The following is a 14111-nucleotide window of genomic DNA, read 5'->3' as shown; positions in this document are numbered from 1 at the left end:
GAACCCCGACATGCCCGACGACATGCTTGCCCTGCACCGCGACAGCCTGCCCCTGCCCGCCCCGCTGGAAACACTGAGCGCCGGGGAAAGGCTGCTGGTGTGGAGCCTGCGCCACATGGCGCAACCCTATGCCGGCCACGCCCCCGCCCACCGGGGCTGTCCCATGATCCGCCACGCCTTCCTGCAAGCCTGCGGCGAGGACGCGGACGAGGTGATGGCCACCTTCCGCGCCTTCCTGCTGCTGTACGGCCGGTCGGCCCGGCAGCGGCCGCGCATCGGCTGCCCCGGCTGCCAGGACCTGACCCCGGACGAACGCCAGTTGCTGCGCCTCTTGTCCCTGGCGCAGCCGTCGGACGACCCCACCCGCCGGGCGCGGTTCTACGCCCTGATGGAGCACCTGATGCAGCCCGGCACCACCGACGGCCTGCTGGTGGCCACCCGCGCCATGGTCGGCGCCCTGGGTGTCCACGGCCTGGCCCTGCCGGTGCGGCCCATCGGCATCGAGCGCACCATGGTTCCCGGCCGCTACGACGCCTGATGTAGGCGCGGCATTTGATCTTGCGTGATCAAATGCCCCCTCAAACGCCGGGCGCCAGCATCCGCTGGCTGGGCTCGTCCTCGCTTTCCAGTCCACTTCGTTCCCCGGAAAGCTCCGGCGGCTGCGGTCGCAGCCTATAGCGGCATGCGAACCTCACGCCGCTGGCGTAGCCCTTGGCCAGGCCCCGGGTTGGCAAGCGGCCGCGATGGTGTATCGTGGCGACGACTTAGCCATCCAGGGAGGCGGGGTGTATGGCCCGCAGGTTGTTGTTGATCCTGGTGGCCGTGGTCCTGGTCCTGCTGGCGGCGGGCGTCGCCCTGTTCATTCGCCTGGATCACGACCAGCAATACGGACAGCAGCGCACCTTCGCGCGCGAAATGGCCGACGCCATGACGCGGCATACCCGGGCCACGGTCGCCACCACCGCCGCGGTGCTGAACCAGGCGTCGGCCCTGGTGGCCGACTCGGGCGGCCTGGAGAAGATCCGGACGGATGCGGAGGCCTGGCGGCAGCTGAAGCTGCTGGCGGCCAGCCTGCCGGGCGGACTGTACGGCCCGCAATCGCTATGGATCGTGGATGCGGACGGCCGCGCGGTGCTGACCACCGTCGCCTTCCCCGCACCCGACCTGAACGTGTCGGACCGCGATTATTTCCACCATCACCGGGACGGGCGTGACGACGTCTATGTCGGGCCGGCCATCATCACCCGCCTGACCCAGCAGATCGCCTTCACCATCAGCCTGCCCCTCAAGACCGCCGACGGCCGCTTCGGTGGTGTCCTGATGGCGTCCCTGTCCACGGCGGAACTGATGGACTTCGCCGACATGATCGCCTTTGACCGCAACCCCCTGCTGGGCATCTACCAGACTGGTGGCGCCGTGGTCGGGCGCCGGCCCGACATGATCCGCCATGTCGGGCAGAGCATCAAAGGCGGCCAGTTGCTGACCCGGGAATTCGTCCGCAGCCCCCAAGGTTACTTCGATTCAACGTCGATGCTGGACGGCCGCATGCGCATCGCGGCCTACGACAGCCTGCCTGATTACGGCCTGGTCATCCTGGCCGGGGTGGACCGGGATGTGGTGATGCGCAGCTGGCGCGACCGGTCAGTCGCCACCGCCGCCATCGCGGCCGGTTCGGCACTGGCCATCCTGGCCCTGGCCTGGGGGGCCGTCGCCCTGCTGGCGCGGCATGAAAACCAGCACCAGGCCCTGGCCCAGGCGTTGCACGACCGCGATGTGGAGGAGGCGTCGCGTCGTGCTGCCGAGGCGTCGGCCGCCGACCGGGCCGCCTTCCTGGCCAATTTGAGTCATGAGCTGCGCACGCCGTTGACCGCCGTCATCGGCTATTCCGGGCTGATGGCGGCGGAAACGCTGGGCCCGCTGGGCACGCCGCAATACCGCGACCAGGCGGTCGCCATCCGCGAGAGCGGCCGCCACCTGCTGAACCTGATCAACGACATCCTGGACCACGCCAAGGCGGAGGCCGGACAGGTCGACCTGCATGAATCACCCGTGGACGTGGACGCCGCCGCGCGCTTCGCCATCGACATGCTGGCGCCCAAGGCACGGGAGGGCGGCGTGCTGCTGTCCGCCGACATCGACGCCCGCGTGGGCCGGCTGTTGGCGGATGAGACGCGGCTGCGCCAGATACTGGTCAACCTGTTCGGCAACGCCGTGAAGTTCACGCGGGCTGGCGGCAAGGTGGTCTTCCGGGCATATCCCGGCGGGGCGGGTGAAGCCGTCCTGCGGGTGGAGGACACCGGCATCGGCATCGCGGCGGAGGATTTGGCCCGCGTGCTGGAACCGTTCCAGCAGGTGGCGGGCCAAGGGGCGGCGCAGGGCACCGGCCTGGGCCTGCCGCTGACCAAGCGCCTGGTGGAACTGCACCAGGGCAGCTTGCGCCTGTTCAGCGCGGTGGGCGTGGGCACCGTGGCGGAAATCCGCCTGCCGGCGGCGCGCGTGCTGCCGCCCCCGGCGGAAAACCTCACCGGTCTGGGCTGAGCCGCACCTGGTTGCGGCCGGCCGACTTGGCGGCATACAGCGCCAGGTCGGCGCGGCGCATCACATCAGCCAGCTCGAAATCTTCCGGCGCCAGGGTGGCGATGCCGATGCTGATCGTCCAGGCGGGGCCGTCGCCACAGGCCGCCTCCACCACCTGACGCAGGCTTTCGCCCGCCGCCACGGCGTCCAGCGCGTCGGTGTCGGGCAGCAGGATGGCGAATTCCTCGCCGCCGATGCGGCCGGCGACGGCAGACGCGGCCAGCCAGCCTTGGATCAATTGGCCGAAACGGCGCAGCACGTGGTCGCCCGCCTCATGCCCGAAGGTGTCGTTGATGGCCTTGAAGTGGTCGACATCCACCATCATCAGCGCCAGGGGCTGGCGCGCATCCTGTACCAGCGACAGCGTGCGGCCGCCCATCTCAAGGAAATGGTGGCGGTTGGGCAGGCCGGTCAGGGCATCGCGGGTGGCCAAATCGTACAGGCGCCTGGTATAGGCCCTCAGCCGCCCGACCAGCGGGCGGAAGATGAACATGGCCTCCGCCAGCAGGGTGGTCAGCAGGATGGCCAGCACGCCCTGCTGCGCGTGGCGCAGCCATTCGATGCGGGCCGCGCCCTCGGCCTCGAACAGGCTGACGGCCTGGTCCAGCAGGGGCAGGATCTCATCGCGCGTCTGGCGCTGGATGTCGGTGAAGGCCTGGCGGCGGACATCGGCCGTGGCCGCGTCGCTGGCCGCTGGGTCCGCCACGGGGCCCGCCGCCCCCGTCAGCAGGCGGACCGACAGCACCAGGTCGCGGGTGCGCCGGTCCAGGTCGACGGGCGGGGAGAAATAGAGCGCGCGGGCGGCGTCGGACAGGCCATGGCCGATGCCCAGCGCGCCATCCCCGGACAGCAGGGCGTGCTGCGCCCGCTCCATCGCCGCCGCCGCCTGCAACAGCGGCGCTGCCGCACGTTCGTCACGGCCCTGGTAATAATCACCGGCCAGCAGGCCGATGCGCTGTGACAGCATGCGCTGGCGGCCGGCGACGTTGATGATGGTGCCGCTGTCGCGCTGCTGGGTAATGACGTGGTCCAGCAGCAGGTGCACGGCACCCGACAGCAGGGCGATCAGCGACAGGGCGGCGACGTAGGCGACCGTCAGGCGGCGCATCGGCAGGCGGTCTTCGGGACGCATGGTGGGAGACCGAGCCCTGGGATTGATTCAGCAACCCAGGATGGGGTTGGCGCCACCCCGCGTCAACGGTGCACCACCTTAACGGTTGCCACCTTGATCCTGCTCACGCCGGGACGGCGGGCGCGGAGCGTCCTGACGGACATCCCGGGGCGCATCCAGGTCGGTATGGGATACCCGGGCCCCCAGGGCCTTGGTCCGGGACAGGGCCAGCAGCCGGCCCCGGATGTCGCTGCGGGTCAGTTCATGATGAGGCATGGAGGGTCCCCCCGATCGGTCAGGCCTGTTCGATGGCCTGGGCGGCATTGTCCAGGGCCTGGGCGATGGCCCGCGCCTGGTCTTCCGTCAGCGTCTGGCCGCGCAGCTTCATGTGCACCGCCATCTTCAGGTTATGCAGGGCGCGCACCACGGCGGTCGGCGGCTCCCACCCCCGCGACGCGCTGATCTTTTCCAGCCGCGCCTTGATGGCGTCCAGCAAGCGGCGATTCTCTTCCAGGAAGGCGGCACCGCTGTCGGTGAGGGTGTAGAGTTTCTTGCCGCCCTCGCCCAATGAGACGACGGTGTGGCCCATTTCCTCCAGCAGGGTCAGGGTGGGATAGACCACGCCGGGGCTGGGGCTGTAGCCGCCGCCGACCTTTTCCTCGATGGCCTTGATGATCTCATAGCCATAGCGGGGCTTTTCCCGGATCAGGTCCAGGAACAGGAAGCGCAGGTCGCCGTTCTCGAAGATGCGCGCCGCACCCCGGCCGCGGCCCATTTCCCGTTCCATGCGGTCGCCGAAACCCCAACGGCCTTCGCCCCGGCCCCCGGCCCCACCGCCGAAGGAACCCCAGAAGCCATCGCCGTCGCGGCGGTCGCGGGCGTGGCGGCGGCCTTCGCCGCGATGATGATTGAAGATACGCATAGCGTTATTCGTCCTATCTAGTCTGTTACGCGATATATCTTGTTGTAAGATATATCTCGACTCACTCTCACGTCAATCCCCCCTCATCGACAAATTTGCACTGGCGCATTGACGGGCGGCGGGCCGGCCCCGGATAGTCGGCTCAACGGCCTTTCAGGAAGCACCCCCATGACCGACGCCCCCGCGATCCATAACCCCATGAGCCTGGCGGGCCGGTCCCTGCTGGTGACGGGCGCTTCGGCCGGCATCGGCCAGGCCACGGCGGTGATGCTGTCACGCCTGGGGGCCCGGGTGACGCTGAACGGCCGGGACGAGGGGCGGCTGGCCGACACCCTGTCGCGGCTGGAGGGCCAGGGCCACCGCGTCGCCCCCTTCGACATGGGCGACCTGGACGCCATTCCGGCCTGGATGAAGGAACAGGCGGCCCTGTCCGGCCCCTTCCACGGGGTGGCGCATTGCGCCGGCATCCAGACGCTGCGGCCCATCCGCATCTTTTCCCAGGACTTCTTCGACCAGGTGATGCGGGTGAACCTGGGTTCCTGCCTGGCCCTGGCCAAGGGCCTGCGGCAGAAGGGCGTGCGGGCCGAGCGGTCGGCCATGGTGTTCATCTCCTCCACCGCCGCCACCGCCGCCTCGCCCGCCAACATCGTCTACGCCGCCGCCAAGGGCGGCATCATCGCGGCGACCAAGGGCCTGTCGGCGGAACTGCTGCCCGACGGCATCCGCGTCAATTGCGTGGTGCCCAGCATCGTCATGACCGACCTGATCGAGCGCGGGTTCGAAAAGCTGAGCCAGGAACAGATCGATCATCTGGAAAGGCTGCAGCCCCTGGGCTTCGGCCATGTCGACGACATCGCTCACGCCATCGCCTATCTGCTGGCCGACACCGGCCGCTGGATCACCGGCACGGCGCTGACGGTCGATGGCGGGCGCACGGCGTGAGCGCGCCCATCGCCCCTTGGGTGAATCTGGGCCCGGCCTCGGCCGTGGCGGAGCATGGCGACTATCTGACCGGGGATATTCCCGGCGCCGATGGCGCCGCCATCCCGGTGGTGGTGCAGAATTTCCGGGGAACGCCCAAGGCCTTCCGCAACGTCTGTTCCCACCGTTACGCCCTGATGCAGGACCAGCCCAGCGGCCGGGGCCTGCTGCGCTGTCCCTATCATGCCTGGGTCTATGACGCGGATGGCGTGCCCACGGGCATTCCCTTCAACGACAGCGATTTCCAGCTGGACCGTGAGGCCTGCCGCCGGCTGGCCCTGACGCCCGTGGGCCTGCGGCTGGAGGGTGGCCGGGTGTGGGTGCATGCCGACCCGGCGGCAATGATCGAGACCGGCGAACTGCTGCCCGCCCGCTGGTTCACGGAACCCCAGAGCCTGGCCGACGAAATCGCCGCCTTCCGCCGCCAATGGCGTTACGTCGGCACGCGCCTGGACCTTGAGGCCGGCCCCATCACCCGCGCCCTGCTGGACACCAGCCTGACCGTGGCGCCCGACCTGACGGGCCGGGATGAGGCTGGGCGGCCCCTCACCGTGGATACCTGCGGTAACCTGGTGTTCGCCCGCGCCGACGGCGGTGACAGCCTGTCGCTGGCGGCCTTCCTGGGCCCGGTGGCGGATCACCTGGCCCGGCTGTCCGGCCAATGCGACCAGCCGGTGGCCCAGGACCAGGTGGAATTCGGCGCCAACTGGAAGGCGCTGGTGGAAAACACCATGGACGACTTCCACGGTTCCACCGTCCATCCCGACACCATCCACCCCGCCGTCCACCCCGACTGGCAGACCCACCTGGAAACCGAGCGGTTCGGCCGGCACAGCCGCTCCAGCTGGCTGATGAGCGACACCACCGCCGACTGGTGGCGGCGCATCGACGCCAAGGCTACCTTGCGCCGGGTGCACGACCAGCCGCGCTATGACCATTGTTTCGTCTTCCCCGACCTATACGTGGCCAGCTTCTTTGGTGCCATGGTCATCATCCACACCCTGGACCCGCTGGCGGTGGACCGCACCCGCCTGTCCTGGCGCACCTTCCTGCCGGTGGCGCAGCCTGACCGGCCGGCCACCGCCGCCTTCCGCCGGTCGCTGACCACCATGCTGTCCCAATCCGCCCGCACCGTGGTGCTGGAGGACCAGCCCCTGTGCGAACGGGTGCAGCAGGCGCGCGCCGCCGCCACGGGGCCGGGCATCCTGGGCCGCCGCGAACGCCGCATCGCCGATTTCCACCACGCCTGGGCCCAAGCCCTGGGCCTGGACCAGCCGGTCCGCCCGGCCGACGCGCCCTACTGACCGCCGGAGAAAACCCAGCATGAGCGGCCTCAGCTACCGCATCCCCACGCCGGATGACGCCCGCCTGCTGCTGGACTGGCGCCTGCGGCCCGACATCGCCCAGCACCTGTTCACCCAGGTCGAGGACGACATCGACAAGCAGCGCGCCTGGCTGGCGCGCAGCAACGGCCGCGACGACTATCACCACCGCATCATGATGGTGGACGGGGTGCCGGTGGGCTACGCCTCCATCACCGTCACCCACGCCGGCTGGGGCATCGCCACCCTGGGCGCCTACATGGCCGACCGGCGGGGGCGCACCGGGGCCGGGCCGCTGAACTTCACCCACGCCCTGAACCATGTCTTTTACGCCCTGAGCCTGCGCAAGGTGGTCAACCAGATCATGGCCGACAACGACCGCGTGCTGCGCGGCCAGACCCTGCTGGGCTATCGCCACGTCGGGGTCTTGCGCGACCATGCGGTGAAGGGGGGGCAGGCATACGATGTCCACCTGTTTGAGATGTCGGCGGCGGACTGGGCGGCCAAGCGCCTGAAATTCAAGGAATACGCCGACTGGGACGGCCGCATCTGGCCCCCTGCCTAAAGAACCGTGGCCAGCGCCAGGATTGATGGTTAACAATCGTGCAAAGGAACAGATGACCAGTTCCTAAGGGCCCGGCCCCAATGACACGAACCGATACCCCCCTCTCGACCACCCCGCGCCGCGTCGTGCTGTTCGCGCATTTCGACCGCGACGGCCAGGTCGACGACCACGTTCTGTATTACCTGCGCGGCCTGCGTTCGGTGGCGGAGCGCATCCTGTTCGTGTCCGACGGCGCCCTGATGGAAGGGCAGGCGGAACGGCTGGGCGATGTGGCGGAACTGGTGCACGCCGGCCGCCACGGCGCCTATGATTTCGGCAGTTGGCAGATCGCCTTCCGGGCGCTGGGCGATGACCTGGCCCTGTATGACGAGGTCGTGGTCGCCAACGACAGCTGCTACGGCCCCGTCTTCCCCTTCGCGCCCGTCTTCCAGAAAATGGCGGATGACGACTGCGACTTCTGGGGCCTGACCGACGGCCTGGTGGATGGCGACACCCGTTACCTGACCAGCAATTTCCTGGTGTTCCGCCGGCCTGTCACGGCGCATGCCGACTTCGCCGCCTTTTGGGCAGGGGTGACACGCCAGCCCAGCAAGGCCGCCGTCTGCCGCGAATATGAGATCGGCCTCAGCCAGCGGCTGATGGCCCTGGGGTTCAAGCCCGGCCGCTACCTGCCCCACGCCTTCGTGGCCAAGGAACTCTATTCCGACGTCTATTTCGATGAGTATCTGGAGGCGCACCAGATGCCCCTGGTGAAGGTGGCGGTGTTCCACCACAACCAGGAACGGGTGGCCCGCCTGCGCGACCGGCTGGACCAGCTGTCCCAGTACTATCCCGTGGCCATGATCGAGGCGCACGTGGCCCGCCTGTGCGGCAGCGCCCATCCCCCCTGCCACGACCTGCCCTGGCGGCAGGAGCGTACGCGCCTGACCGCCCTGCCGGCCACGTACGTGCGTACGAAGTACAGCCGGGATTTACGCTGGTGGCTGTGCTACGTCCGCGTCCTGGGCGTACCGGTCTTCGCCGCCGCGCGCCGGGTGCGCGCCGCCTGATCAGGCCAGACCGTGGCGCAGTCGGGCCAGCGTGCGGGTGAAGACTCCGGTGTCGTCCAGGGCCCGGGCCAGGACCAGAGCACCCTGGATGCCGGCCACCACCTCTTCCGCCTGGGACTGCGCTACGTCGGCATCCCTGCCGGCGCGCGCCAGCGCCGCTGTCAATGCCATCACCCACGCCGCGAAATAGCCGTGGACCTGAGTGGTGAAGCGGTCACGGGCGTCACCCAGGGCGAACACCCCGACCACGCATACCCGCCGGCCGGAACGGAAATAGTCGTCCACGGCGCGGAACATAGCGTCCACGGCGTCGTCGCCCCCTTCCGCCAAGGGCCGAAAAACGTGGGTCTGGAACCAGCCGTCGATATGCGCCAGCACGGCGGCGGCCATCTCATCCTTCCCGCCGGGGAAGAAGTTGTAGAGGCTGCCCTTGCCCAGGCCGGTGCGCTGGGTGATGGCCGACAGGCTGGTGCCCTCGTACCCATTTTCACGGAAGACTTCCGCCAGGACGGGGATGACGTCCTGGCGGTCGGCGACGCTGCGCGCCATGGGGTTAGAGGCCCAGATCGCTGAGACCGGGATGGTCGTCGGGGCGGCGGCCCAGCGGCCAATGGAACTTGCGGTCCCCTTCGGCGATGGGGTGTTCGTTGATGCTGGCGTGGCGGGCGCGCATCAGGCCGTCGCCCTCGAATTCCCAGTTCTCATTACCATAGGCGCGGAACCAGGTGCCGCTGTCGTCCCGGTATTCGTAGGCGAAGCGCACGGCGATGCGGTTGCCGTCATGCGCCCAGATTTCCTTGATCAGGCGGTAGTCCAGTTCCCGCGCCCATTTGCGGGCCAGGAAGGCCTGGATGTCCGCCCGGCCGGTGACGAATTCCGCCCGGTTGCGCCAGCGGCTGTCCACCGTATAGGCCAGCGCCACCTTGGCGGGATCGCGGCTGTTCCAGCCATCCTCCGCCGCGCGCACCTTCTGGATGGCGGTTTCAAGGGTGAAGGGCGGCAAGGGTGGGCGGGCGGTCGATTGCGACATGGGACACCTCCAAGGGAAAGGGATTGTACCAATCGGTACTGACTTTACCGATTGGTACAATTAATTCCCGTTCCCGGCAAGCGGTATGTGCCAGAGGTTCCCTCAATCGCCGGGCGCCGGCATCCGCCGGCTTGGGCTTCCTCGCCTTTCGGTCCGCTACACTCCCCAAAAGGCTCCGGCGGCTGCGGTCGCAGCCTACAGCGTCATGAGCCGAACTCTCATGACGCTGATCTTTTCCCCGCCACCGGAAATCAGGCCACGGCGCGCTGATCGGCGGCCACCGCCACCAGGTCCTCAATGCTGACCAGGGGCATGCCCTTGGCCTCGGCATAGACCACCAGTTCGGGCAGGCGGGCCATGCTGCCGTCGGGGTTGGTCACCTCGCACAGCACGCCGGCGTCCACACGGCCGGCCCGGCGCACCAGGTCGATGGTGGCCTCGGTATGGCCGCGCCGGGCGGCCAGGCCGCCGGGATGGGCGCGCAAGGGGAAGACATGGCCGGGGCGGGCCAGATCCTCGGGCTTGGCATCGGCGGCGACGGCGGTCTTGATGGTGGTGACGCGGTCGGCGGCCGACACGCCGGTGGTCACCCCCACCTTGGCCTCGATGGTGACGGTGAAGGCGGTGCCGTAGCGCGAGGAGTTGGCGCCCACCATGGGCGGCAGGTCCAGGGCACGGGCCCGTTCATCGGTCAGCACCAGGCAGACGATGCCACTGCAATCGCGGATCAACAGGGCCATCTGCTCGACGGTCAGGCTGTCGGCGGCGAAAATGATATCGCCTTCGTTCTCGCGGTCGGCATCATCGACCACGATGACGCCCTGGCCCGCCTGGATGGCGGCCACGGCGCGGGCCACCCGGGTTTCGGCATCGCCGAACCGGGCCAGCAGATCTTCATCGGACGAAACGGTATTGGCAATCTGACTCAAGGAACTCACTCCGTTGCAAGATCGGGCGAGCCTGAATCAGGGCAAAAAGAGACGGCGGGCAATCACCGGATCACCCTTAGGCTGACCTGCGGACAGACGCGACCCCGCACATGGCATCCACACGGACCCCTGGCGGGAACGCCCGTCATGCGGGCCGGCTCATCCTCTTCCATCCGGACTGTACCGTCGGCCCCGGCGTTTCACCGGGTCTGCTGACCCCGTGGGCGTTTCCGCCCCCGGGCGCTCGCGGGCTCTCCCCCGTCAGCCGAAGCCTTCAAGGGAATACCGCCGGTCGGGATTTTCACCCTGCCCTGAGAACAAGCATGTGACCGCCCGGTGGCGCCGGGCGGCCAAGGGCGATAGGACGACCGGCGGGGCCGGCCTGTCAAGGCAGGGCTGGTTTGAATTTTCTCAAGGATCGCTTGAGGCGGACGCCCGTTGAAAAAAGGCCAGCGCCGGCCCAGCGGTGCGATGCAGGCCCTTATAGCGCGCGACATCGTCGGGCACGGTGCGCAACACCTGGGCGAAGTCCGCCGCCTGCGCGGCGTCCAGGTCGGCCAGCGCCCGTTGGTAGGTGCGGATGGTGAACAGGATGGCGCCGGTTTCGGGCAGGCGCCGCAAGGTCTGGCGTTCGATACGCAGGGTGAGGCGCCGTCCCGCGTTGTCGCCAGTGATGGCCTGATCGGCGGGGTCGTGCGCCACCTCATCCGGCTGGAACAGGGCGGGATCATCGTTCAGGCCCCAGTTCATGCGCCACACCGGCCGGTCGGGCGTCAGTGTTTCCAGGAAGCGGTCCACCGGCCGCCCCAGCCTTTGCGCGTATTGCGCCACAGGCCCGTGGATGCCGGCCATGGGCCGCCCCACCTTCTCATGCAGGCGCCAGCGGTTGGGGAAACACAGTACGCCGGCGGCCAGGATGGGCGCGCCGTCCGGCCCCGGCAGCAGCAGGCACAGATCCTCCGCCACCAGCCGGCCCGCCAGTTCCAGCGGGTTGTCGCCGGGAAGCGCCAGGTCCCAGACCTCTCCCGTCAAATGGCAGGTAAGGTGGCGGCCGTCGCGGGCATTGGCCTGGGGAAAATGGCGGGGCAGGTGGTCGGCCACCAGGGCCAGCACCTCACTTTGCGCCGCGTGTGAACCCGGCAGAAAGGCGGTGACGGCATCGTGCCGGGTGGCCAGCAGATCCCGGCGTTCCGCCAGCAAGGCAGGGCAGGTCGCATCCACCATCAGCCAGCGGACGGGGTCCAGGCTCATCAACCCCATGGCCATGCGCCAGTCGCCGCCATCGAAGGGCCAGCACGGCTGTTCCGGCGGCAAACCGGCCGGCACCCCCTAGACTTCCAGCGGCGCGAAGTCGTCGGGCAGTTCGGCCAGGGTGGGCTGGGCGATGGGACCGACCTCGGCCACCAGGGTGCCCCAGGACCAGCCGACACCGAAACCGGCCATCAGCAGCTTCTTCGGCCCCTCGGCCAGCATGGGGCCCAGCTTGTGGCAGATGGCCAGCGGCACGGAGGCGGAGCTGGTGTTGCCGAACTTTTCCATGTCGATCAGGAAGCGTTCGGGCGACGCCCCGATCTTCTTGCGGATATGGTCCAGCATCATGCGGTTGGCCTGGTGCGGCACGATCATGTCGATGTCGTCCAGGGTCACGCCGGCGTGTTCCATCGCGTCGCGCAGCAGCGGCGGGACGGACCGCAGGGTGAAGGTGAACACCTCCGCCCCGTTCAGGTGCAAGCGGGCGTCGCGGTACAGGCGCTGATGTTCTTCGGCCGAAACAGGCTCCGCATTGGGGATCAGGCAGTCACGCTTGCCGCCGGCCTTGACGAAGATGTGCTTCGCCCCCGACCCGTCGGTGCCCAGGATGGCGTGGATGGGCGGGGCATCCGGATCGATTTCCAGCGCCGTGGCGCTGCCGGCGTCACCGAACAGCGGCAGGGTGGCGCGGTCATCGGGGCGCAGCCAGCGGGCGGAGTTGTCGCCGGCCAGCACCAGGGCACGCCGCGCCGTACTGCCGCCCAGCAGGCGGGCCGCCATCCAGGTACCGTAGGCAAAGCCGGAACAGCCCAGCGGCACGTCGAACGCCGCGGCCGTCGTGGGCAAACCCAGGCGCCGCTGGATGACCGCCGCGGTGACGGGCAGGACATAGTCGGCGTCCTGGCTGACGAAGATCAGCAGATCGACGGAGGCCGGGTCCCAGTCCAACTGTTTCAGCAGGCCCTCGGCCGCCGCCACGCACATGTCGGACGCCATGTAGGGCCGGGGCAGCAGGCGGCGTTCCGCCACGCCGATGGTGGCGTACAGCTTCCTGGATTCTTCTTCCGTGAACAGGCTGTGGTCTTCCAGATAGGAATGCCGTTCCTTCGGCACCACGGCCCGGAAGCCCTTGATCCGCACGCCTTCGACGATGGCCTTCACAGCAACCCGCCCCAGAAAAAGTCTTTGCTAGAGTGCTATAGTATGGCCATTCCGGTCCCGATGCCAAAGGCCCTCTGTTGACCACCATCCTGATCCGCGCCGACGCCACCCCATCCATGGGCACCGGCCACGTCATGCGCTGCCTGGCGGTGGCGGAGGCGCTGGTGGAACTGGGGGCCGCACCCCGCTTCGCCGCCGTGGACCTACCCCCCGCCCTGACCCAGCGGCTGGCGGCGGCCGGTTTCACCGTCGATGCCCTGCCGGGACCGGCGGCGACCGGGACGGATGCACAGGCCCTGGCCGACCTCGCCCGGGAAACCGGGGCCGGTGCCGTCATCCTGGACGGTTACCATTTCCTTGAGCCCTATCGCGCCGCCCTGGCGACGCGTGGCCAGCCCGTCATGGCCTTCGACGACGGGCCCGGCACCCGGCCGCTGCACGCCAGCCTGGTGGTCAACCCGGGTGCCGTGATCGACGCCACCGCCTATGGCACCGCCAACCCGGATGCCGCCCTGCTGCTGGGCCCCGCCTATGCCCCCTTGCGGGCGGAGTTCCGCCGGGCACGGGGGGCGGCCCTGCCGCCCCTGGACCAGCGCCGGCGCCTGCTGCTGACCTTCGGTGGCACCGACCCCGCCGGCCTTACCCTGCCCTGCCTGAAGCGACTGGCGCCCGCCCTGCCGGAGGTGGGGCTGGACGTGGTGGTGGGCGGCAGCAACCCCAACACCGCCTGCATTCAGGCGGCGGGCGCACGGCATCCCAATGTGACCGTGCACGTGGAAACGCCGCGTATGGCGGAATTGATGCGCGACGCCGGCCTGGCCCTGTCGGCCGCCGGCAACACCCTGGGCGAACTGGCCTGCCTGGCCGTACCCACCCTGCTGGTGGTCGTGGTGGACAACCAGGTCAGCAGCGCCGGGGCCGTGGCGGCGGCGGGCAAGGCCCAGGTGATCGACGCGCGCGGCATCATTTCAGGCGGCGCCGACAAGGCCGCCGTCGCCGACCGCACCGTGAATGCCACCCTGGCGTTATGGGCCGACGCACAAGCCCGCGCGAACCTGAGCCTGGCCATCGCCCGCAGCGATGACGGCCAGGCGGTGGATGGCCAGGGGGCGGTGCGCATCGCCAAGGCCCTGTTAAGCCTGGCGATGTGATCGGGGGCTGTCCTTAACGCCCACCCGTCCGTATGGTTAAGACCCTTGCGACCTGCCTGCCG

15 protein-coding genes and 1 riboswitch are annotated in these 14111 nt (G+C 69.1%); of the genes, 7 read left to right on the top strand and 8 right to left on the bottom strand.

From position 1 onward, the window contains the following. Positions 1-10: 10 nt before the first annotated feature. Together PW843_02190 and PW843_02185 are read left to right on the top strand one after the other, a co-directional pair. Positions 11-538, top strand: a complete 528-nt coding sequence (locus tag PW843_02190) for a hypothetical protein (protein ID MDE1145414.1) — start codon at positions 11-13, stop codon at positions 536-538. 251 nt (positions 539-789) lie between these two features. Continuing rightward, complete coding sequence (locus PW843_02185) at positions 790-2538, top strand: ATP-binding protein (protein ID MDE1145413.1); 1749 nt, start codon at positions 790-792, stop codon at positions 2536-2538. Here the strand turns inward: PW843_02185 and PW843_02180 are convergent. The 3 genes from PW843_02180 to PW843_02170 form a co-directional block, all read right to left on the bottom strand. Beyond that, complete coding sequence (locus PW843_02180) at positions 2522-3709, bottom strand: diguanylate cyclase (GenBank protein MDE1145412.1); 1188 nt, start codon at positions 3707-3709, stop codon at positions 2522-2524. The two genes, PW843_02185 and PW843_02180, sit on opposite strands and share 17 nt — an antisense overlap. Positions 3710-3787: 78 nt before the next feature. Continuing rightward, positions 3788-3964 (bottom strand): hypothetical protein, encoded by a 177-nt coding sequence (locus PW843_02175; protein MDE1145411.1) that lies wholly within the window; start codon positions 3962-3964, stop codon positions 3788-3790. Between the two features lie 19 nt (positions 3965-3983). Further along, entirely contained in the window at positions 3984-4610 is a 627-nt protein-coding gene (locus PW843_02170) for a PadR family transcriptional regulator (GenBank protein MDE1145410.1), read from the bottom strand. 168 nt (positions 4611-4778) lie between these two features. Between PW843_02170 and PW843_02165 the strand changes: the two genes are divergently transcribed. From PW843_02165 to PW843_02150, 4 genes are all read left to right on the top strand, one after another. Further along, positions 4779-5552 (top strand): SDR family NAD(P)-dependent oxidoreductase, encoded by a 774-nt coding sequence (locus PW843_02165; protein MDE1145409.1) that lies wholly within the window; start codon positions 4779-4781, stop codon positions 5550-5552. Continuing rightward, on the top strand, positions 5549-6895 hold the full coding sequence (locus PW843_02160; protein ID MDE1145408.1) for an SRPBCC family protein: 1347 nt from the start codon (positions 5549-5551) through the stop codon (positions 6893-6895). Before PW843_02165 ends, PW843_02160 begins: the two co-directional genes overlap by 4 nt. A gap of 19 nt (positions 6896-6914) precedes the next feature. Further along, positions 6915-7478 (top strand): GNAT family N-acetyltransferase, encoded by a 564-nt coding sequence (locus PW843_02155; GenBank protein MDE1145407.1) that lies wholly within the window; start codon positions 6915-6917, stop codon positions 7476-7478. 80 nt (positions 7479-7558) lie between these two features. Further along, positions 7559-8527, top strand: a complete 969-nt coding sequence (locus PW843_02150) for a rhamnan synthesis F family protein (GenBank protein ID MDE1145406.1) — start codon at positions 7559-7561, stop codon at positions 8525-8527. Here PW843_02150 and PW843_02145 read toward each other — a convergent pair whose 3' ends face one another. From PW843_02145 to PW843_02125, 5 genes are all read right to left on the bottom strand, one after another. Next, positions 8528-9076 (bottom strand): TetR/AcrR family transcriptional regulator, encoded by a 549-nt coding sequence (locus PW843_02145; protein MDE1145405.1) that lies wholly within the window; start codon positions 9074-9076, stop codon positions 8528-8530. Positions 9077-9080: 4 nt separating this feature from the next. After that, positions 9081-9557 (bottom strand): nuclear transport factor 2 family protein, encoded by a 477-nt coding sequence (locus PW843_02140; GenBank protein ID MDE1145404.1) that lies wholly within the window; start codon positions 9555-9557, stop codon positions 9081-9083. A 251-nt stretch (positions 9558-9808) separates the two neighbouring features. Then, a complete protein-coding gene (gene ribB / locus PW843_02135) occupies positions 9809-10447 on the bottom strand; it encodes a 3,4-dihydroxy-2-butanone-4-phosphate synthase (GenBank protein MDE1145403.1) in 639 nt (212 codons plus the stop codon). 196 nt (positions 10448-10643) lie between these two features. Then, positions 10644-10809: riboswitch (FMN riboswitch) on the bottom strand. A gap of 88 nt (positions 10810-10897) precedes the next feature. Next, positions 10898-11812: a DUF3445 domain-containing protein gene (locus tag PW843_02130; GenBank protein MDE1145402.1), complete on the bottom strand. Its 915-nt coding sequence runs from the start codon at positions 11810-11812 to the stop codon at positions 10898-10900. A gap of 3 nt (positions 11813-11815) precedes the next feature. Then, positions 11816-12898 carry a ketoacyl-ACP synthase III gene (locus tag PW843_02125; protein MDE1145401.1) on the bottom strand — a complete coding sequence of 361 codons (1083 nt, stop codon included), beginning with the start codon at positions 12896-12898 and terminating at the stop codon, positions 11816-11818. Between the two features lie 77 nt (positions 12899-12975). Here PW843_02125 and pseG point away from each other — a divergent pair, with 77 nt between their 5' ends. Continuing rightward, positions 12976-14049, top strand: coding sequence for a UDP-2,4-diacetamido-2,4,6-trideoxy-beta-L-altropyranose hydrolase (pseG, locus tag PW843_02120; protein MDE1145400.1), 1074 nt, complete (start codon positions 12976-12978; stop codon positions 14047-14049). Positions 14050-14111: the final 62 nt, after the last annotated feature.

The organism is Azospirillaceae bacterium (genome assembly GCA_028283825.1).
Classification (GTDB): Bacteria; Pseudomonadota; Alphaproteobacteria; order Azospirillales; family Azospirillaceae; genus Nitrospirillum.
The sequence above is the reverse complement of the archived record's forward strand: the minus strand, read 5'-3'. Positions and strand labels throughout refer to the sequence as shown.